Below are 21,067 nucleotides of genomic sequence, written 5' to 3'. Positions count from 1 at the left end.
ATATCAAATAAGTTTACTTTAATGATTTGATATAATTGCATTAAACCTTCATATAAAAAGTTTACTTAATAAAAGATATAATGAAGTTTACCTAAATACTATTAGTTTACCTTATTAATAATTTAAAGTATACCTGTTTTACTAATAAAGTAAACTCTATAAAAAATAAGGTTTACTATTTAAATCATATAAGCTTATATAATGGGGTTCATAATCATTAAAAGTTTACCTATTTATAGTTAAGGTTTACCCTTATTTAAAAATAGATTTACTCTAATTAGTAAAATAGGTTTACTTTTATTGAATAGAGTAAACCTCATTTAATCTCTTTATAGTTTACCTCAACATCCTAATTTAGGTAAACTATAATTTTTCTATTTGAAGTTTACTTCGTATTTTCAGTTTACCTCATTTTAACAATTGTAGTAAACCTTATTGATAAATAAATGATTTTATAGTAAACTTTAATTGAGAAATTAGGATTGGAGACTTTTTATGTCAAACAAAGCAGAGACCTATGTAGTAGGAAATTTTAAAGGCGGGGTGGGTAAATCAACCACTGTTCAAATGCTCTCATTTGAAAGTGCCTTCCGCAAAGATCGTAAGACGTTAGTAATCGATTTAGACCCTCAGGGAAATACTAGTGATGTTTTATCCCTTACCGCAGAAAATTTTGGAAATGATACTTTACCAGATGAATTTGATGCAACAATTTGGGAAGCAGTCCGTACAGGGGATATCCAATCTTCCATCTATCAAATTATGCCGAATTTGGATTTGATTCCAGCAAATATTTCTTTTTCTGATTTTCCTGATTACATGATTGAAAAATACCCTGGTGACAAGTTATCTCAATTTAAATATATGGAAGAGCTAATTGAACCTCTGAAAAATATTTATGATGTCATCTACATCGATGTTCCACCTACAATTAGTACCTATTCAAATGCAGCCATGTATGTAGCAGAATACGTTATCGTTATTTTGCAAACTCAGGTAAAATCTTTAAAAGGGGCTCAAAACTACATCGATTACATGAATTTCTTTATCGAACAATACGATACTGACCTAGAAGTTGTAGGAATCGTACCATTTATGATGCAAAAAAGAGACTCTGTCGACCAAGAGATCTATACTGCAGCTAGAGAGATTTATGGTGCCCATCTTTTAGATACTGTTGTTCTAAATCAAAGCCGTTTAAAACGCTATGATGGGTCGGGGATTACTTATGAAATCAACAAAAATGGCAAAGTTGAGCAATGGGATAAGCGCGCACACGAGGTTTTCGTTAATATTTTAGATGAAATCGATGAACATCGCCTCATATTAAGCGGTGAAGAGTAGGGGAGACGTTAAATGGCGAAAAAAATGAAGTTAGATTCGCTTTTAACGGCGAATAAAAAAAATAAGGGCATTGAAAAAATGTCTGAATATTCCAATCAAGATAAAGAAGAAAAGAAACCCAGCTCCCAGGACCTCTTAGCTAAAAGGACATTAAGCCCTGAACCGGATTTCAGACACTCCTCTTTTCGAGAAGAAGCCAGGCATTTAAACGAAAAAAATCTACATCGGGAACCTACGCCGCAAACGCAAGAGAGTGAAGCTGGGAAGAGAGGTCGGAAGCGTCAGTACTATGATCCTCGTTTAAAGGCACTTGAAATGCAAAAGATATCCGCACGTACAAAAATTCGCATGCAAAATTTGATTAATGCGAAGTTTGACGGTTATACCCCAGATAAAATGATTGACTTCTTATATGACTATTATATTGAAAAAGGTCTGTCAAGAGATGACAGAAACTTCCTAAATCAGCTTGAAGAAGCTTCCATGGAGGAGTATAAGGAGAAGCCGAAATACCAAAAATTGTTCAAAGAATTAGAAAATGATGAGAATTGACTTCAAAAAAAGTAAACCGCAATGTAGATAATATCTTACATTATGGTTTACTTTTTTTGAAGTTATCTCTTATTTAAGTTTACTTTTATTATTGTCAGTTCTTTTTAAAAGTTTACTTTTGAAAACCTGAAGGCCTGGCTTTATAAGCTGTGGATAACTTAGAAACTCCTTATCCACATTACTTTTTATTCACATTCCGAATTATGAAGAACAGACATATTACTTTAATTGGAGTTTACTATAAATACTTTTACAACCTTTAACAAAGTAAACCCCAAATGTTTTTTCTTCATCATTATAGTAAACCTCAAATACGTTTATAAACATAATAAAAGTTTACTCAAAAAAAAGATGGTTGGGAATCGCTTTACAACAAGCTTTCAATCCATTATTCTATACATGTAGAAAAAAGCGAAAAAAAGAGTTTAAAGATTTGGCGATCTTTAAACTCAAAGGTTTGAGCTAATTTTGGCGAATTAGCCTGTCACATTTAGATAAACTTGTAAGGGTTAGAAAAATTGGTGTTTGCCTAACCTTTATTAAGTATACCATATTTTGGTTGCTTTCTCAATCAAATATCATGTGACAGTAAGCATTCCTTTAAAAACTTTCGTAAAAATTTGAGAGTGTATTTAAGGAGGTTTTTTTGTCATGTCCACAAATTTAGACAATATTATGACCGCAACAAACTTACCCAACAGTAATTATATCCCTATTGATTTGAACTTAATAAATAATCCACAATATGAAAATCTTTCCATTGAAGCAATGATGCTACATGCTCTATATACTATGCGGATGACGTGCAGCATTTACAATTCCCAAAAAGACAGCAGCTGGCTTGATGAATCAGGGCACCCTTATATTTATTTTTCTAATGAAGAAGCTGCGCTTTTGTTACGCGTATCTGAGCGAAAGATTACCAATTTGAAAAATGTCTTGATTGAAGCTGGTTTGATTCAGGTTCTTCGTCATGGACTTAAAAATTATCGGATCTATGTAGCAAACCCTATGCCCCCAGAAAAGGGCATTATCGTTAAACTTTCTTTTAAGAACTATACTAGCACCAAAACCTTGCAGGCTGTGGAAAAAGACAGTCCCAAAAAGAAATCGCAGTTATCCACTGTGGATAGAGAAGCAAAATCTGCGGCTTCGGAAACGCAAGATTTGCTTACAAGTACACAAAAACATTTAGCAAAACAAAATACAAAAGCAACAAAAGTAACAGAAAACGCAGGTAAAATTGATGAATCTGCAGACAACAGTCTTATTGACGGATTGCGTGCTCGTTATGCTCACTTACTGCCGCAACAAGCATTCAACCGCTTCTTACCGTTTTGTAAAGGTGACTATAAAAAAGCTCGCTGGTTTGTTGATACGATCTTTAAAGCAAAATTTGCAAGTACCCAACAATATATCAAAGCTGGTTTACCAGCAGAGGCAGAAGTTTTGACCTTTGAACATAACAGCTATTTCAAATCAGATATCAGCGATGCAATAGCTAAAGCATTAGAACAAATGTATCGGTACAAAACAGTTCAAAATCCAGAAGGGTTCTTCTTTGCATTCATGAAGGGCTTTTTTACAGAAAAGACGCGACAATACCTGGTCGATCATTATAAGTTAACACCAGAACTACAACAAACGCTTTCATGTGTTCAATTGATTATTCAACAAAAAAATGGACGCCAAAAGCTTCAAAAAACGCAAAAAGTCGCCCAAAAAGTATCCTAAGAACCTAAACCTTTGTTATAATGTAGCGGAGTCTATCTAGAGAAAGGTTTAATTTTATGAATAAGTTTAAACTAACATTTTTTGGCTACAGTGGTCTTTTAGGATTTGCTGTTGGGATCATTGTAGCTTTATTTATGGGGCTGACAGAACTGGGACACCAGCTTTTATGGCAAACAGTGCCTAAAGCTCTTGGTAATCCAAGTTTTTACCCCTTAATTGTCTGTATAATAGGTGGCGTGGCGATTGGTTTTTTTGTAAAAACATTTGGGCGTTATCCTCGAACGTTGCAAGAATCTTTTACAGAATTTCAGGAAACAAGGCGGATTGATTATCAGGATGGTAAACTGGTAAAAAATTTGTTGGGTTCTTTACTAGTCCTGTTCTTTGGAGCTAGCTTAGGTCCAGAAGCCGCTTTGGTTGCACTACTAGGAGGCCTGATTACTTATGTAGCGGACCGTAGGAAAATTGCGGAGCATCAGCGAGCCGATATGATAGAATTTGGTGTAGGGACCTCCCTAGGGGTAATCTTTATGACCCCGCTGTTTGGTGTAGGTCGTTCCGTTGAACGGGACAATTGGCAGGTCGTTACAGAAAGTAAACTAAAAAAATATGTTTTGTATTTATTTACTACATTCACTGGTTTTATTGGTTATCTTTTAGCTTACAATATATTTCCAAATCAAGAGCAGGTCTTCGCGATTCGAAGAATGGAGAGCAGCTTTACTTGGCAAGGATTACTGTTGGTTATCCCAATGATTATTTTAGGTGCTCTTTTCGGGAAATTCTTCTTAGTCTTGCAAGAAAGAGGCGAAAAATTAAATCAACGGATTCGTAACCCGATACCGTTAGCTGTTTTAGCTGGGGGCATTTTAGGTGTACTGGGAACGATCTCTCCTTATTTCCTATTTTCTGGCGAGCATAATTTATTATCTTTTACGCGACAGGCAGAAACAATGAGTTTTTTCATTCTGCTATTGATTGGATTTGGTAAAGTCGCGATAACAATGATTTGCTTGGCTTGTAACTGGCGTGGGGGAACAATCTTTCCGATGATCTTCTCCAGCATTGCAGTAGGGTTAGCTTTTGTGAGTTTGCTTCCGTATTCACCAGGCTTATTAGTTGCTGTTTTTACAGCTAGTGCTTGCGCTGTTATTTTGAAACAACCTCTTGCAACAGCTTGTTTGTTCTTACTGTTGTTTCCTGTGGAACTATTCCTATGGATATGGTTAGCGGGTTATCTAGGAAACTTATTCTTACAAAGAGTTCCATTTTTCCAAGAAGAACAAACAATAAAATCTTTCAAATTCCCTGAATTACCAAAACGTTCGAAACAGCCAACGGTAAAAACAGAAGAAGATGCAACGAGAGATGTTTCTGAATTGAGAAAAGCTGCGGCCCGTAAAAAAGCTAAAAATGCTGATTCGCAGCCGCGAGTCATCGAGCCGAAGAAAGAGGTATTAGCACGAAAAGAAGTCCAGAAACAACGTGACTTAAAAAGTAGTATTGAAACAAAATCAGATAAACAAACTACCGATGTTCCAATGACACGAATGAGTCGGCATCGGCGGAAATAATGGAATGGGGAGAAATTTGAATATTTTTCCCTATTCTTTTTTTGTTCAATTTTTTGAAAGCGTTGACCAAAGTTCTGCTGACTGCTACTCTATTTATTAGAAGACTAAAAACTTCAAAATAGAAAGGAACGTGTGACGATGTTAAACGAAGGAAAGATTCGTGCGTATTTGGAAAAAGAAAAACTGGATGCTTTTTTTATTGCCAAAAGGGTGAATGTTCGTTTTACAAGCGGTTGGACAGGGGACGATTCATTCATTTTGCTCACACAAGAAGGTCAGTACTTTTTGACGGATCCGCGCTATACTGAACAAGCGGATATCGAGGTATCGGATTATGAAATTATTAATTGGCGCTTGCCTGGCCGAACGGTCGGAGATACTGTAGCGCGTTTAGCGAGTGAGAAAAACTTAAAAACGATCGCTTTTGAAGCGGATTATTTAACCTATGACATGTATTCTGATTTTACTTCAAAGACAAAGGCAGAATTTGTACAAGCTGGCGGTGTGATTGATCGTATGCGGGCAATCAAATCTCCGAAAGAAATCGAATATATGCGTAATGCTTGTGAAATTTCTTGTCGTGCGTTGGAACGACTAATGCCTGAAATTCGAGTTGGTGTTACGGAAAAAGAATTGGCTGCTAAACTTTCTTTGTACATGGTACAAGAGGGTGCCGATACACAACCTTATGGAAATATTTTGATTTCTGGCGCGAACACATCGTTATTGCATGGAATTCCATCTAAAAAAGCAATTGAATACGGCGACTTTGTCTTGATGGATTTTGGTTGCCAATATGAAGGCTACATGTCTGATATGACTCGAACCGTCGTGGTTGGCAAAGCAACTGATAAGCAACGGGAAGTGTATGAGCTCGAAAAACAAAGTTTAGAAGCTGCTGAAGCTGTTATGAAAAATGGTGCTGCTGTGAAGGACATCTATCAAGCGTCATTGAAACCACTGAAAGGAACAGAGTATCCGCAATATACTTATCGTAATATTGGTCATAGTATTGGTTTATTTGTACACGAATTACCATATATTGATGAACAATACGATGACATTTTGGAAACAGGCATGGTGATGACGATTGAACCAGGAATCTACATTCCTGATTGGGGCGGTGTACGGATTGAAGACCAAGTTTTGATCACGGATGACGGCTATGAAAATATGATCAGTATTTCCCATGATTTGATTGAATTGTAAGTATGAGTTAGGCTATACTAAGACGACGACGGCATAAGCTGTCGTCGTTTTTTAACACCTAATTATTATAAGAAAAGCCACACGGATTTGTGTAGTTCTACGAAAAAAGGGGGGCAACCGATGAATGAACGGGAAGCTTTTGATTTTGTCTATGATATTGGAGAAACGTTATTGAAGAATGGTGCAGAAATCAAACGGATTGAGACGACCATTCGCCACATAGCTGAAGCTTTGGAATTAAAAGAGTTTGATAGTTTTGTTTTAATCAATGGTATCTTTATGACGGCACGATTGAAAGATAAAACCGTTCAGGCTCGAGTTCGAGATATTCCAATCTCACCAATTAATTTAGGCCGAATTGAGCAAATCAATACCTTATCTCGACGTTTAACGGAAAAACGTCTGAGTCCAGAAGATGCCAATGAGTGGTTGCAAGAAATAAAAGAAGAAACCTTTGCTTCAAATCCGCTAAAGATTTTTGCCTATGCTTTTGGTAGTGCCAGTTTCTGTTTTATTTTTGGGGGAAGTCTCTGGGATACAATTGGTGCGCTATTTTTAGGAGTTTTGTTGGCCAGTTTTTCTATGTACTTATTACCAAAGTTTAATATGTCGGACATTATCTTGACGATTACTAGTAGTGCCTTTGTTAGTGTTTGTGCTTGCCTATTTGTTCATTTTATTCCTGCTTTACAGTTAACAAGTCTAGTAACTGGTGGAATCATTTCTCTTTTACCTGGTGTGGCGATCGTCAATGGTATTCGTTATTTATTTGATGGTGACTATAGTTCTGGATGGGGACAGATGATCAATGCTTTGATTACTGCTCTTTGTGTTTCCGTCGGTGTTGGGCTTGTCTTGCAATTATTTAGTTAACTTCATTTTAAATCGAAAGGGGCGAATAAGTCATGATGACTACCTTATTTCAAATTTTGGCAGGTTTCTTGGGAACGATCTCATTTGCGATACTTTTTGAGGTTCCTCGACGTTACTATGTTCACTGTGGAGTGATTGGAGCTTGTGGCTGGTTTATTTATTTAATGATTATGCATTTTTGGGTGGCACCAGTTGCTGCAACGTTTATTGCTTCATTGGTTTTGATCTATCTTTCACGAGAAGCATCATTTGCATTAAAGGCACCAGTAACGATTTTTTTAATTTGTGGTATTTTCTGCTTAGTCCCGGGAATGGGAATTTATAATTTTACTTATAATTTTTTTATAGGTGATTCTATCAAAGCGGCACAAATAGGTGTTCAAGTTTTGAAAATTGCCATTGCGATTGCAGTAGGAATCACAGTAGGGTATGAGTTATCTCCGAAATTTTTCTATTCCTATCATAAAATGCAAAGAATAAAAATTCACTCTCATGAATAAGGAAACAATACAGTCTTGTTGTATAACAGGCTGTTTTTTTATTTCTACTGAGTATAAAAGCATGCAGTATTAAACGATGAAAATGTTATTGAAAAACCCATTATTTTAATAAAAAAACAAATTCATGAGAGAAAGATAAATGATTGAAGTTATCAAAGTCAAACCAAATATTGAGAGAGTTTTTTTAATTTATTTCCAAATTAGCACAGATTTGAAAAAAAGTTTAAAGAATTGTTTAAATACGCCAAAAGATATAGTAAACTAATGGAAGCGGATACGAATGATAAATTTGGATTTTATTCTTATAAAGACTTGAAATTCAAATGGATTTATGGTTATTTTAAAACTAGCAACAGGTGAATAGTTGAACAAGTTCTTGGTACTAAACCAAACTGTTCCATAGCAGTTCGTTTTCGTAAAAAAGGATTATTAGCAGCTACGTGAAGACAGAGCTGTTTTTAATAATGCCGACAGGCAAAAAATAATATTTAGAAGGAGTGAAACATTTTGAAAGAACGTCGCGTTGAAAGAGTAATTGAAAAAATGAAAGAACAAGGTTATGGCCAACTGTTAGTTTCAGATCCAACAACTATTTTCTATTTAGCTGGTCGCTGGATTCATCCTGGTGAACGGTTGTTAGTATTAGTGATTACTCCAGATAACAAAAACACATTGATCGTTAACAAATTATTCCCAATTGAAGAAGACTTGGGCGTGGAAAAAGTATTTATTGATGATACCGACGACGCTGTGAAGAAAGTTCTTGAGTATGTTGATACTGACAAAAAAATTGGTGTCGATAAGAACTGGCCTGCGCATTTCTTATTACACTTATTAGAACTTGTTCCAGATGCCAAATTAGGTAATGGTTCAGAAGTGACCGACGCGGTTCGTGCGATCAAAGATGAAGAAGAAAAACAATTGATGCGTGATGCGCAAGCTGATAACGAGATTGCTATTGATCGTTTGAAGAAGTTGTTACCTGAAGAATTGACAGAAGCTGAAATGGCAGATAAGCTAGGCGAAATTTACAAAGAATTAGGTAATACTGGCTTTTCATTTGACCCAATAGTTGGTTATGGTGCAAATGCGGCGGATCCTCATCACGAAACAGATGATTCAAAGGTGAAACCAGGAGATTCTGTCATCTTAGACATTGGAGGCATTAAGAATTCTTATGCTTCAGATATGACTAGGACATTCTTCTACAAAGAAGTATCTGATAAAGGTCGCGAAGTTTATGAAATCGTAAAAGAAGCAAATCAACGTGCGATTGATTTAGTGAAACCGGGTGTGAAATTATCTGATATTGATGCTGCGGCTCGTGATTATATTACAGAAAAAGGTTACGGTGAATACTTTACTCATCGTCTAGGCCACTTCATCGGGATCGATTGTCATGAAACAGGTGATGTTTCAGGAGCAAATGATAATGTTGCTGAAGTGGGCAATATCTTTTCTATCGAACCAGGAATCTATATTCCAGGCGAAGTCGGTGTGCGTATTGAAGATTTGGTGATCGTAACAGAAGATGGTTGCGAAAACTTGAATCATTATCCGAAAGATCTAGAAGTAATCGGTTAGGAGGCCGCGCAACGTATGAAAATCGAAGAAGGATATATGCCATATCTTGGACACCAGACTTATTACCGGATTGTTGGTGAACAAGCTGGTAATAAGAAACCATTGATTGTCATGCACGGCGGCCCCGGATCAACCCATAACTATTTTGAAGTACTTGATGAAATGGCGGTCGATGGCCGCCAGATCATCATGTATGATCAATTAGGTTGCGGAAAATCCGCGGTACCTTCTCAGCCAGAGCTTTGGACAGCTGAGACATGGGTCAATGAATTGATTGCTTTACGGGAGCATTTAGGCTTGGATGAAGTCCATTTATTAGGACAATCATGGGGCGGGATGCTAGAAATCATTTATGTTTGTGACTATGCACCAAAAGGCATCAAGAGTATGGTACTTTCAAGTACTTTACCTTCTGCTAAGCTATGGGCACAAGAACAGCATCGTATGATCAAATTCATGTCTGAAGAAGATCAAGCAGCAATTGCAAAAGCTGAAGAAACTGGTGTATATGATGATCCTGCGTATCTTGCGGCAAATGATCGCTTCATGGTGCGCCATGCAGCGCCAGTATTTACCGAAAATGATCCTGAACCATTGCGACGTGAAAAAGTAGCTGGAACAGAAAGCTATGTCAACGCGTGGGGACCAAATGAATATTCGCCAGAGGGAACTCTGCACGGATATGATTATACGGATAAACTGTCAGACATTACTATCCCAACACTTGTTACTAGTGGCACAAATGATTTGTGTACACCTTTAGTAGCAAAAACTATGTATGACGCGATTCCGGGAGCTAAATGGGAACTGTTTGCTTATAGCAGACACATGCCTTTTGTTGAAGAACGTGAAAAATATATGAAATTATTGGAAGAATGGCTAGCAGTTAACGATTAGTTTTTTAAAGAAAGAAGGAATGATAGTGGAAACAACTCCAGTAAAAAATAAAAAGCCTTTTGGATTTTATGTATGTGCCATGGGGTTTACTTTTGAACGTATGGCCTTTTACACGGCTAAATATATGTTAGCGATTTGGATCGCTACGACTGCTGCATCTGGCGGATTGGGAATGACTAGTGCTCAAGGCGTACAAATCTCAGCATGGTTCGTTGCTGCAACGTATATCACACCGACGATTGGTGGGATTATCGCCGATTATTGGATAAGCCCAAGGCTCTGTGTGGCTGTCGGAATGATTATGATGGGTGTCGGCTATATGTTGGCATGGCAAGCCAGCTCAATGGGCATGGTATGGATCATGATTATCTTAGTTGCGCTTGGTACAGGTTTGTTTAAAGGAAATCTGTCCGGTGTAAATGCCTTACTGTTTAGCGACGAAAAAGAATTGAATGAAGCGTTCTCGATTCAGTACTCATTTGTTAATATTGGTTCATTCATGGGAACAACATTCTTAACTCTGTTGATTCCAGGATTCGGCTTTAACTTTGTCTTTATGATTTGTGGTGTTTTACTATTAATTGATGCTTGTTGGTTTATCTTTAACAGCCGTTCATTAGGTGAAGCGGGTAAAAAACCGTTTAAAATCGACCAACGTCAATATGAATCAGCAGGTAAAAAAGAAGACGGTGCTGATACTGCATTGACTTCCGGCGATAAAAAACGACTTGTGGCTATTTTCTTAGTTACAATGTTCTCTGTTGTTTTCTGGACTGTTTGGTATTTAGCCTATATGCCAGCTTACTTCTATTTTGGCTGGGGTGATGGTGCTGGATTCTTGAACCGTGCTAACTGGGTGATCGGGAACTTCCATATTCCTACTGCTTATTTTGACTCAATGAATGCCTTGACATGTATCATTTTAGGTCCTGTTTTAGGTCGTTTATGGACGAAACTAGCTAAACGCCCTCAAGGTGATATGAGTATGTTTAAGAAAACAGCCTTAGGAATGATCTTAGTCGGCGTTTCTTATGTAGTTATGGTATTTGGAGATATCGTCGGAAAAGGAAGTGCGTCAATTATCTGGTTGGTAATGGTCAGCATCTTAATGTCTGTGGGCGAAATGATCTTTTCACCTTTAGGAAATTCATTTATCTCTAAATTGGCACCAGCAAAATTAATGGGTCTATTATTAGGTTTCTGGACAATCGCAGTATTCTTCTCACAAATGATTTATCCAGTAATCTATGCATTGTTAGAAACAGATGTACCGGGTGATTTCCAGATGGGTTACGGCGTGTTAGCTGCGATCGTAATTGTCTTAGGTTTGATCTTATGGTTTGGTAGTAAATCATTAGATAAATTAGAAACAGCTGAATAACATTTTCAAGAAGCTCTCACCTTATTAAGGTGAGGGCCTTTTTTGATATAAAAGACAGTGGGAAAGGAGCGGGGAGGGAAAAGAGGAAAATATATCTTAATTTTAATGTGAATGATCAAACATATAAATTTAAGATGATATCATCTTTTGAATTAATAAAAATAGTATATAGGATCTATTGTTAGTTGCGGGTTCTTAATTATTAAATAACGGTAATAATTACCGTTTTAGATTGAGAAATAACGAATTCAACTAATATGGTTTTGTAAAAGAAAGGCGGATTGTCGACAGTATACAATTTCTACAAATATCGTAAAATTAGTGTTTGTAAACGTTTTTTGTACAGAAGATAAGTTTGATGAAAATTTAATTAGAGAATCCAAAAAAATCTACAATTTATAAAGTTATTTGTCAGAAAATATCAGTTTTATTGAGAAACCACCTTTTACATGAAGGTGGTTTGTGCTATTATTTACATGAACTACGGGTGGCTGATTTGCTCAAGTTCGAACAAACAAAAAAGTTGGGAGGTGAAATAATTTGACACAAATTCTTATACCATTAAAACAACATGTCGGCGCTCCTTGTAAAGGAATCGTTAAGGCTGGTGATCAAGTTCAACGAGGACAATTGATTGCTGAACCAAATGGTTTAGGTGCAAATATCCACGCAAGTTTCTCTGGTAAGGTAGTAGATGTTGATGGAGATAATATTGTTTTGACTATCGATGATGAACAAGATTTTTCTAAGTACCTTCCTATCCCAGAAACAGAAACGAATGCGAAAGCAGTCGAAGCTGCAGGAATTGTCGGTGCTGGGGGAGCAGGTTTCCCAACATTCTTAAAATTAGCATGTGATATTCCTGAAGGGACGTTTATCGCAAACGGAGCAGAGTGTGAAGCGTTGCTTACTCATAACGTGAAGCAAATGAGTGAACACATTGATCAATTAATCCGTGGGATGAAGTATTGCATGGAGATGACTAACGCTCCAAAAGGTGTGATTGCTGTAAAAGGTAAGCATCGGGTGTTAGTAACTCGTTTATTAAAAGCAGTGGACACTGAACCAACGATTGATGTCTACCAATTGCCAGATATCTATCCGGCTGGGGATGAACGAATGATCGTTCGTGAAGTAATGGACATTGTTTTAGAACCAGGTCAATTACCAACTGAGGTTGGTGCAGTGATCGATAATGTGGAAACGATCAAACGCATCGCGGAAGCAATTGAGGATCGCAAACCGTTCATTGACAAAGATGTGACCGTTTCTGGTCGCGTAAAGAAAAAAGAAACAGTATTTGTTGATGTGCCGATCGGTACTCCAGTGAAGACATTGATTAACAATGTTGGCGGATACGTTGAACCGCATGGCGAAATCGTCATTGGCGGACCTATGACTGGAAGAAGCGGCGATGAGATGACCCCAATCACTAAAACAAGTGGTGGTGTGCTAGTCGCAATGCCGTTCCCTCAAGAAAGTCGGAAAGTCGGTCTTTTGATTTGCGAATGCGGCGGATCTGCCGAACGTATGACCGAGATTGCTAACAACATGGGCGCAGAAGTTGTCGCTGCAGAACGTTGCAAGCGAATGGTAGAAGTAAATGGAAGATATAGATGTGCCCTGCCAGGTATTTGTCCAGGCCAAGCTGCAACTGTTATGTCCTTGAAGAAACAAGGAGCAGAAGTAGTGATGACTGGATCTTGTTCCGATTGAACGAACACCGTAATGGGTGTAGCTCCTAGGTTAGGAGTTCCGGTTTATCATCACACAGATCATGTACTGCGGGCAGATGGACACAGACTATATCGTAAATTACCTACAAACTAAACAAAATTTTAGGAGGATTTAACGAATGTCTATTACAGCAGAAACTGCTCAAGAACATGCCAAAGACCCTGCAGTATTATGTTGCCGTGCAGAAGCAGGCAAAGTAATTGCACCAGATGATTTAGAAGATCCAGCGATCTTCCCAGACTTAGAGGATTCAGGTTTATTAGAACTGCCTGAAAATACTCTAACGATCGAACAAGTACTTGGTACGACATTGAAAGAAACAACGGATGCGTTGGTTCCATTAACAAAAGAATTATTAGATGGTGTTTCTGAAGGCACAGAAGAAGCAACAGAAGAGGAAGCTCCTACAGAAGAAGCTGCTCCAACTCCAGTTGCTCCTATTGCTCCGGTAGCACCAGTAGCACCAGTCGGTGGACAAACTATTAAGATCCACATTGCTGAAGGACGGGGTATTGATTTAGAAGTACCAATGTCTATCGCAGGTCAAATGGGCGTTGCTCCGGCAGCACCAGTTGAAGCAGCACAGGCTCCGGCACCAGCGGTTGAGGCTGTGGCTCCTGAAGCAAAAGTAGAAGAAAAAGTCGTTCGTTCAGTTCGTCGCGATCATATGAAGATCGAAAAAGTAATTTTTGGCGACGAAACAAAAATCGAAGGTACAACTTTGGTTCTACGCAAAATGGAAGATATGTGTGCGGAAGCAGCTGAGCTAGAAGAGCTAGTTGAAAGTGTTACTTTTGAAATCATTACACCAGATAAATATAACGAATATAGTGAAACGATCATGGACGTACAACCAATCGCAGCTAAAGTTGATGGTGCGGATATCGGCCATGGTGTTACTCGTGTGTTAGATGGCGTTGTAATGGTTCTTACAGGAACAGATGCAAATGGTGTACAAATCGGAGAATTCGGTTCATCTGAAGGTGAATTAGACCGTAACATCATGTGGGGACGTCCTGGTGCACCAGATAAAGGCGAAATTTTCATCAAAACACAAGTAACAATCAAAGAAGGCGCGAATATGGAACGTCCAGGACCATTAGCCGCTCATAAAGCATCTGATTATATAACTCAAGAAATTCGTGAAGCAGTGAAGAAAGCGGACGAATCTTTAGTTGTAGAGCAGGATGAAATCGTACAAAAACGTCGGATTGGTAACAAACGTGTCATTATTGTTAAAGAGATCATGGGACAAGGTGCGATGCACGATAACCTGATCATGCCAATCGAACCAGTTGGAACGTTGGGAGCAAAACCGAACGTTGACTTAGGAAACTTACCAGTTATTTTGGCTCCAACTGAAGTGTTAGACGGCGGGATCCATGCATTGACATGTATTGGACCAGCATCAAAAGAAACTTCTCGTCACTACTGGAGAGAACCTCTAGTGCGTGAAGCAATGGAAGACGAAGAAATCGATTTAGTCGGTGTTATGTTTGTTGGTTCTCCGCAGGCGAACACTGAAAAATACTATGTTTCTAAACGTTTAGGTATGACGATTGAAGCGATGGATGTTGAAGGCGCAATCGTTACGACTGAAGGATTTGGTAACAACCACATCGATTTTGCTTCACATATTGAAGAAATCGGCAAACGCGGCATTAAAGTTGTCGGCGACTCTTATTCAGCAGTACAGGGTGCGTTAGTTGTTGGGAACCCAGAAATGATTGCTATGGTAGATAACAACAAATCTATGCAAGGAATCGAAAATGAGATCTTATCTAATAACACACTGTGTAAAGAAGATGCGATTCGTGATTTAGCAATGTTGAAAACACTGATGGGCGGCGGCACGATCAAAGCTGCTGAACGTAAATGGAATCCAAATGTGAAAGCAAACAACATTGAAATCATTGAAAAAACTACTGGCCAAAAGATTGATTTAGTAGATAATGAACAAATCTTGCCTAAGAGTAAAAAACGCCAAGAAATTTACGAAGTAGAATAAGGTGAAATAATGGATGGAATGAACAAACTCAAATACATTTCGACGGAACAGATGTTTGAAGGGATCATCGTAGAACTTCACGATGCCAGCGTGACGATTGACTTGAAAGGTCGATTGGGTCAGCTTAAAATACCTCGTCGAATGATCATTTCTGAGTATAATTTAGAAATCGGTCAAGAAGTTGGGTTTTTAATGACCTATCCAGAAGTTTTGGCAGAAGAGCCTGATGAACATTATAAAACGGCTATTTATGAGCATGAACGTCGTCGGGCCGAGGCCAGAAAAAAACGTGAAGAAGCAGGAGAGGAGAATTAACACATGGGCTTAACAGTCTTTGAAGGGTTACAGTCAGAAATTTTTGTGCCGATTACGCCAAAATCTGTCTTTACCCCTGTGAAAAAAGAGCTTAAAGAAATGCGTGTGGCATTAGCAACAGCAGCCGGCGTACACTTAAAAACAGATAAACGTTTCAATTTAGCGGGTGACACAACATACCGCGAAGTACCAGATACTTCAAAAGTAGAGGAATTGATGGTTTCTCACGGTGGTTATGATAACGCTGATGCGAACCGTGACATCAATGCGATGTTCCCATTGGATCGTTTACATGAATTAGCTGCAGAAGGCTTCATCAAAGAATCTGCACCTGTTCATTACGCATTCATGGGCGGCGGTGGAGACCAAGATGCATTCCACGATGTAACTGGACCAGAAATCGCTCAAAAATTAGTAGAAGAAGAAGTCGACGCTGTCGTCTTAACCGCTGGCTGAGGAACCTGTCATAGAACTGCCGTGATCGTGCAGAGAGCTATTGAGGAAGCGGGAATTCCTACTATTTTAATCGCCGCATTACCACCAGTTGTACGCCAAAACGGGACTCCACGTGCCGTTGCGCCGCGTGTGCCAATGGGTGCCAATGCAGGTGAACCACATAACATTGAAATGCAAACAGGTATCATGAAGGATACCTTAGAAGCACTAGTATCAATCGAAACGCCAGGGAAAATTGTTCCATTACCTTATGAATACATTGCCCACGTCTAAAAAGTAGGTGTGAATGATGAGAGGCGAAACTTTAAAGATCAAAGTTTTTCATATGGAGGAAGTCACTGAAGGTAACGACTTTCGTATTGAACCAACACGTTTGCAAATTAAGCAAGACTTTGACTGCAAGGACGCCGCTATTCAGAAGCTGACGATTCGATTACTCCCACCACATCAGCATAATGTTGAAACCAACACCATCATGGATATTATTCCGATTTCTACGAAGGTGTTGGGTGTGTTGGGTTCAGGGATCACGCATACACTTACCGGTGTTTCAGTTGTTATGACTGGAGCCATTGAAGAAGGAGAACAAATGCATGAATTTGGCTCTTCAGAAGGTGTTTTGCGTGATCATTTAGTATTGAATCGAGCAGGGACGCCTAACGCGGAAGACTACATTATTTTAGTGGATCTTCTAGCGAAAAAGGGGACTCCTTTTAATCGTGAGCTCTGTCTTAAAATGTTTGCGATTGTGGATGAATTTATCCAAGAAATTCGTGAAAAAATGAAGATGCTGGAAGGCAAGGATGCTTGTGAATCACATGTTTATGAAGAGAATATCAACTCAGGAAAACCCAAAGTCGCTTTAGTTAAACAAGTGGCTGGTCAAGGAGCGATGTATGATATGCTCCTTTATCCAAATGAACCAAGTGGTTTTCAAGGGGGCCATTCTATCATCGATATGAACAATATGCCGGTCTTCTTATCAGCAAATGAGTATCGCGATGGAGCGATTCGTTCTATGGTTTAACTGAATAACGGATAGGTGGTGGCATTATGGGAATTGGCCCATCAACAAAAGAAACATCACTGCATCATTTTCAAGATCCGCTTGTCGAACTTCTAGGAAAGGACCCTGATATCGACTTTCAAGGAGTCGTTGTAGTGGGAACACCGCAAAGCAATGCAATGAAGTATCTAGTTGGGCAACGTACAGCTGCATGGTTGGAAGGGATGCGCACAAATGGTGTGATCGCTGCAACAGATGGCTGGGGGAATTCTGACGTAGATTTTGCGAATACCTTGGAAGAAATTGGTCGCCGGGATATTAGCGTGATTGGACTCAAGTTCATTGGTACACAAGCTAAGTTTGTTGTTGAAAATGACTTTACAAAGCATGTATTGGACTTTAATAAATCAGAGGCTGGTATCGAAACTGAAGTAGTTGGTGAAAATACGATCAATGAACGGGATGCAGTAAAAGCGCTTGCGTCAATTAAATTAAAAATGCGAAAAGATAATCAACAAGTACGTTAGAGTAAATTTTTTATGAATATGAATCACCAGAGTACTATTTTTAATTAAGTAGGAAACAAGGAGGATAATCATGAAAGTATCAAAAATGATCTCAGCAATCGACACTCATACAGCAGGTGAGGCTGCACGTTTAATCGTTGGTGGAATTCCAAAATTCCCTGGAGAAACAATGGCTGACAAAAGAGCTTATTTAGAAACGGAAGCAGATGACTTGCGTAGAATGCTGATGCTGGAACCACGTGGACACCGCGATATGTTTGGTGCCTTTATTACTGAACCAGTTCATAAAGAAGCTGATTTTGGCATCATTTTTATGGATTCAGGCGGCTACTTGAACATGTGTGGACATAATACGATCGCAGCAATGACAGCAGCAGTAGAACAAGGCTGGGTAGAAGTTAAAGAAGGCGACCGCGAAGTAAAAGTTGTTCAAGATACACCAGCAGGAATTGTACACGGAACTGTCCATTTAGATGAAGACTACTCAGCAGAGTCAGTGTCATTTGAAAACGTGGAATCATTCCTTTATAAAGAAAATGTGACGGTCAATGTTCCTGAAATTGGTGAATTGACTATGGATATTTCCTTTGGCGGTAGTTTCTTTGCTATCTTGCCTGCAGCATCAATTGGTTTGGAAATCAAACCCGAAAATGCTTCAAAATTTAATGAACTTGGTATGATCATTCGCGATGCTGTGAATGAACAAATCGAGATTCAACATCCAACATTGGATCACATCAAAACTGTCGATCTTGTTGAGTTTTATGGTCCAGCAACAAGCCCAGATGCAACGTATCAAAACGTTGTTGTATTTGGCGATGGACAAGTTGACCGTTCTCCTTGCGGTACAGGTACAAGTGCTAAACTTGCGACTTTATACGGTAAAGGTGAGATGAAGGTTGGCGATACATTTGTGTATGAAAGTATTTTATGCACGAAGTTTAAAGGTGAAATTGTTGAAGAGGCTGAAGTTGGAGGATATAAAGCAATTATTCCTCGTGTAACTGGTTCGGCTTATGTCACTGGATACAACTCATTCTTAGTTGATCCAAAGGACTCCTTGAAGGATGGTTTCCTTCTGGGATAAAAATGAAGGAGGGGTAATATGGTAACAATATTATTAGGAATTTATGTTGCACTGATTTTACTACACACGGGAAATATGGGACGCGACTTAGTCAAAAACAAAGACGACTTAGGACAAGGAAATTGGTTTGTTTCAGGTATCATCGGATTTGTTACGGACTTCTTAGATACGTTAGGAATCGGAAGTTTCGCACCGACAACGTTACTTTTGGACTTTACAAAACAGTTGAGTTCGGATCGGTTATTGCCGGGAACGTTGAATGTTGGTCACGGTATTCCCGTATTGGTTGAAGCGTTTATCTTTACTCAGGTAGTGGATGTTTCTCCAGTAACTCTATTTGCACTAGTTGGTTCTGCTACAATTGGCGCATTTATCGGCTCAAGATTTGTAACTGGTTTGCCAGAGAAAAAAGTCCAACTTTGGATGGGCTGGGCTTTGATTGTCACGGCTGTTTTAATGTTTGCACGTCAGCAAGGTTGGATTGATATCTTGGGCGCGGATAATACAGCAACGGCATTGACAGGCATCAAATTAGTTATTGGTGTTGTGATCAACTTCTTCTTGGGAGCGTTGATGACGATTGGTGTTGGTTTGTATGCTCCATGTATGGCAATGGTTTATATGTTAGGTTTGAGCCCGCTAGTTGCTTTCCCAGTTATGATGGGTTCATGTGCAGGCTTGATGCCGATTGCAAGTTTGAACTTTGTTAAAACAGGAGATTATGCACGTAAAGTTAGTTTGGCGATCACTGTTGGTGGAATTATCGGGGTAATTATCGCTGCGAAATTCGTAACCGGCTTAGATTTAGAAATTCTGACTTATATCATCATTTTAGTAATCATCTACACTGGTATTACTTATATTCGCAAGAGTATGAAACCAGCTGCAACCAATGCATAAGATATGAAATGAAAACTACTTGCTCAAAACGAGCAGGTAGTTTTTTTATGTCCACTTAATTGTCGGAATTTTTGCAGAAAAAGACTTCTTCAAAATATTTTAAATTAGTGACCGATAATTTGGAATAGATCATGTAGGATAGAAGAATATTTCATTTCTGTACAAAAAAATTAAGTTTTTTTAAGAGGGTATAAAAAACATATGTAATGCTTTATGATAGGAAAGAAAAAATGTCGCTGGAATCGTTTTATCTTGGGCACTGAAAGGCTTTCGATTTACGGATGAATGGGACAAAAATTTACATAGAGAAACAAAAAGTAAACTGTTATAATAGAAACCGTGAAGGATGGTGGAAAGCATGGAGACAGTTCAACAATTAATCGTCTGCGGTGGATGCAATGCAAAAATTGGTCCAGGAAACTTAGGAGAGCTGCTAGCAGATTTACCTAAAGCAACCAATGAGAATTTATTGGTGGGATTTGATTCAACTGACGATGCTGCTGTTATTAAACTACGTGATGATTTAGCGATTATCCAGACGTTAGATTTTTTCCCGACAATGGTCACTGATCCTTATCTTTTTGGTAAGATTGCGGCAGCTAATGCTTTGAGTGATGTTTATGCCATGGGTGGCGAGGTACTATCTGCATTAAATATTGTCGCGTTTCCGGAAGAAAAGGATTTATCTATTTTAAAAGAGATTTTACGTGGCGGCGCAGAGAAGGTGCAAGAGGCGGGCGCTATTTTAGCTGGTGGACACTCGATTCATGATCAATCGGTAAAATATGGTTTGTCAGTGACAGGCACCATCGATCCAAATAAAATTTATCAAAATAATACCTGCCAGCTGGGGGATCATTTGATTTTAACGAAACCATTAGGTGTTAGTATCATCACCGTTGGCTACAGTGCAGAAGAAATTAGTGAAGAAGCGTTTGTGAAAGCAACCACGAGCATGGAAACATTGAATAAATACGCGATGGATATCATTCGAAAATATTCAATCAATAGCTGTACTGACGTAACTGGTTTTGGTTTGGCAGGACATCTGCATGAAATGATGAATGAGCGCTTTAGTGCAGAAATTCGCTCAAAAGATTTGCCGTATTTTGAAGAGGCCTATCAAGGAGCGAAGGAATTTATCTTAACTGCGGGCGGCCAACGGAATCGTAATTATATGGAAGAAAAAATCGATTTTAAGATTGCTGATTTTGGAATCGAAGAGCTGCTATTTGATCCACAGACATCAGGTGGTCTGCTAGTGAGCGTGCCAGCTGAGGAAGCAACGGTGTTACTGCAGGAATTACAAGCAGCGGATATCCCTGCACAAGATTTTGGTGTGGTCGTTGAAAAGCAAGACAAAGAATTGATTATTTATTAGAG

At 38.7% G+C, this 21,067-nt stretch carries 20 protein-coding genes; all 20 read left to right on the top strand.

Annotated elements, in window-relative coordinates:
• The first annotated feature begins 495 nt into the window (after positions 1 to 495).
• The 20 genes from JZO85_RS17035 to selD all read left to right on the top strand — a co-directional run bounded on the left by JZO85_RS17035 (position 496) and on the right by selD (position 21,065).
• Positions 496 to 1,344 carry a ParA family protein gene (locus tag JZO85_RS17035; protein ID WP_207109715.1) on the top strand — a complete coding sequence of 283 codons (849 nt, stop codon included), beginning with the start codon at positions 496 to 498 and terminating at the stop codon, positions 1,342 to 1,344.
• Between the two features lie 12 nt (positions 1,345 to 1,356).
• Positions 1,357 to 1,896, top strand: coding sequence for a hypothetical protein (locus JZO85_RS17030; RefSeq protein ID WP_207109714.1), 540 nt, complete (start codon positions 1,357 to 1,359; stop codon positions 1,894 to 1,896).
• Between the two features lie 651 nt (positions 1,897 to 2,547).
• Positions 2,548 to 3,630 carry a replication initiator protein A gene (locus tag JZO85_RS17025; protein WP_207109713.1) on the top strand — a complete coding sequence of 361 codons (1,083 nt, stop codon included), beginning with the start codon at positions 2,548 to 2,550 and terminating at the stop codon, positions 3,628 to 3,630.
• 56 nt (positions 3,631 to 3,686) lie between these two features.
• Positions 3,687 to 5,204: a chloride channel protein gene (locus JZO85_RS17020; protein ID WP_207109712.1), complete on the top strand. Its 1,518-nt coding sequence runs from the start codon at positions 3,687 to 3,689 to the stop codon at positions 5,202 to 5,204.
• Positions 5,205 to 5,342: 138 nt separating this feature from the next.
• Entirely contained in the window at positions 5,343 to 6,413 is a 1,071-nt protein-coding gene (locus JZO85_RS17015; protein WP_207109711.1) for a M24 family metallopeptidase, read from the top strand.
• A gap of 120 nt (positions 6,414 to 6,533) precedes the next feature.
• Positions 6,534 to 7,286, top strand: coding sequence for a threonine/serine exporter family protein (locus JZO85_RS17010; RefSeq protein WP_207109710.1), 753 nt, complete (start codon positions 6,534 to 6,536; stop codon positions 7,284 to 7,286).
• Positions 7,287 to 7,318: 32 nt separating this feature from the next.
• Positions 7,319 to 7,786, top strand: coding sequence for a threonine/serine exporter family protein (locus JZO85_RS17005; RefSeq protein ID WP_207109709.1), 468 nt, complete (start codon positions 7,319 to 7,321; stop codon positions 7,784 to 7,786).
• 507 nt (positions 7,787 to 8,293) lie between these two features.
• Positions 8,294 to 9,370, top strand: a complete 1,077-nt coding sequence (locus tag JZO85_RS17000) for a M24 family metallopeptidase (RefSeq protein ID WP_207109708.1) — start codon at positions 8,294 to 8,296, stop codon at positions 9,368 to 9,370.
• 15 nt (positions 9,371 to 9,385) lie between these two features.
• Entirely contained in the window at positions 9,386 to 10,267 is an 882-nt protein-coding gene (pepI, locus tag JZO85_RS16995; protein ID WP_207109707.1) for a proline iminopeptidase, read from the top strand.
• Between the two features lie 25 nt (positions 10,268 to 10,292).
• Positions 10,293 to 11,648, top strand: a complete 1,356-nt coding sequence (locus JZO85_RS16990) for a POT-type proton-dependent oligopeptide transporter (RefSeq protein ID WP_207109706.1) — start codon at positions 10,293 to 10,295, stop codon at positions 11,646 to 11,648.
• A 540-nt stretch (positions 11,649 to 12,188) separates the two neighbouring features.
• Positions 12,189 to 13,478, top strand: coding sequence for a proline reductase-associated electron transfer protein PrdC (gene prdC / locus JZO85_RS16985; protein ID WP_277988951.1), 1,290 nt, complete (start codon positions 12,189 to 12,191; stop codon positions 13,476 to 13,478).
• 25 nt (positions 13,479 to 13,503) lie between these two features.
• Entirely contained in the window at positions 13,504 to 15,393 is a 1,890-nt protein-coding gene (gene prdA, locus JZO85_RS16980) for a D-proline reductase (dithiol) proprotein PrdA (RefSeq protein ID WP_207109704.1), read from the top strand.
• A gap of 9 nt (positions 15,394 to 15,402) precedes the next feature.
• Entirely contained in the window at positions 15,403 to 15,708 is a 306-nt protein-coding gene (locus tag JZO85_RS16975; RefSeq protein ID WP_207109703.1) for a CBO2463/CBO2479 domain-containing protein, read from the top strand.
• A gap of 3 nt (positions 15,709 to 15,711) precedes the next feature.
• Complete coding sequence (locus tag JZO85_RS23545) at positions 15,712 to 16,164, top strand: glycine/sarcosine/betaine reductase selenoprotein B family protein (RefSeq protein WP_207109702.1); 453 nt, start codon at positions 15,712 to 15,714, stop codon at positions 16,162 to 16,164.
• Positions 16,165 to 16,191: 27 nt separating this feature from the next.
• Positions 16,192 to 16,437 carry a hypothetical protein gene (locus tag JZO85_RS23540; protein WP_196805502.1) on the top strand — a complete coding sequence of 82 codons (246 nt, stop codon included), beginning with the start codon at positions 16,192 to 16,194 and terminating at the stop codon, positions 16,435 to 16,437.
• Positions 16,438 to 16,453: 16 nt separating this feature from the next.
• On the top strand, positions 16,454 to 17,191 hold the full coding sequence (gene prdD, locus JZO85_RS16960; protein WP_207109720.1) for a proline reductase cluster protein PrdD: 738 nt from the start codon (positions 16,454 to 16,456) through the stop codon (positions 17,189 to 17,191).
• A gap of 26 nt (positions 17,192 to 17,217) precedes the next feature.
• On the top strand, positions 17,218 to 17,697 hold the full coding sequence (locus JZO85_RS16955; RefSeq protein ID WP_207109701.1) for a glycine/sarcosine/betaine reductase component B subunit: 480 nt from the start codon (positions 17,218 to 17,220) through the stop codon (positions 17,695 to 17,697).
• Positions 17,698 to 17,767: 70 nt separating this feature from the next.
• Positions 17,768 to 18,784 carry a proline racemase family protein gene (locus tag JZO85_RS16950; protein ID WP_207109700.1) on the top strand — a complete coding sequence of 339 codons (1,017 nt, stop codon included), beginning with the start codon at positions 17,768 to 17,770 and terminating at the stop codon, positions 18,782 to 18,784.
• An 18-nt stretch (positions 18,785 to 18,802) separates the two neighbouring features.
• Positions 18,803 to 19,684, top strand: coding sequence for a sulfite exporter TauE/SafE family protein (locus tag JZO85_RS16945; protein ID WP_207109699.1), 882 nt, complete (start codon positions 18,803 to 18,805; stop codon positions 19,682 to 19,684).
• Between the two features lie 358 nt (positions 19,685 to 20,042).
• Entirely contained in the window at positions 20,043 to 21,065 is a 1,023-nt protein-coding gene (selD, locus tag JZO85_RS16940; RefSeq protein ID WP_207109698.1) for a selenide, water dikinase SelD, read from the top strand.
• The last annotated feature ends 2 nt before the right edge of the window (positions 21,066 to 21,067 follow it).

The organism is Candidatus Enterococcus murrayae (assembly GCF_017315985.1).
Taxonomy (GTDB): domain Bacteria; phylum Bacillota; class Bacilli; order Lactobacillales; family Enterococcaceae; genus Enterococcus_A; species Enterococcus_A murrayae.
Note: the sequence above shows the minus strand (reverse complement) of the source record. Positions and strands in the feature narration are given on the sequence as shown.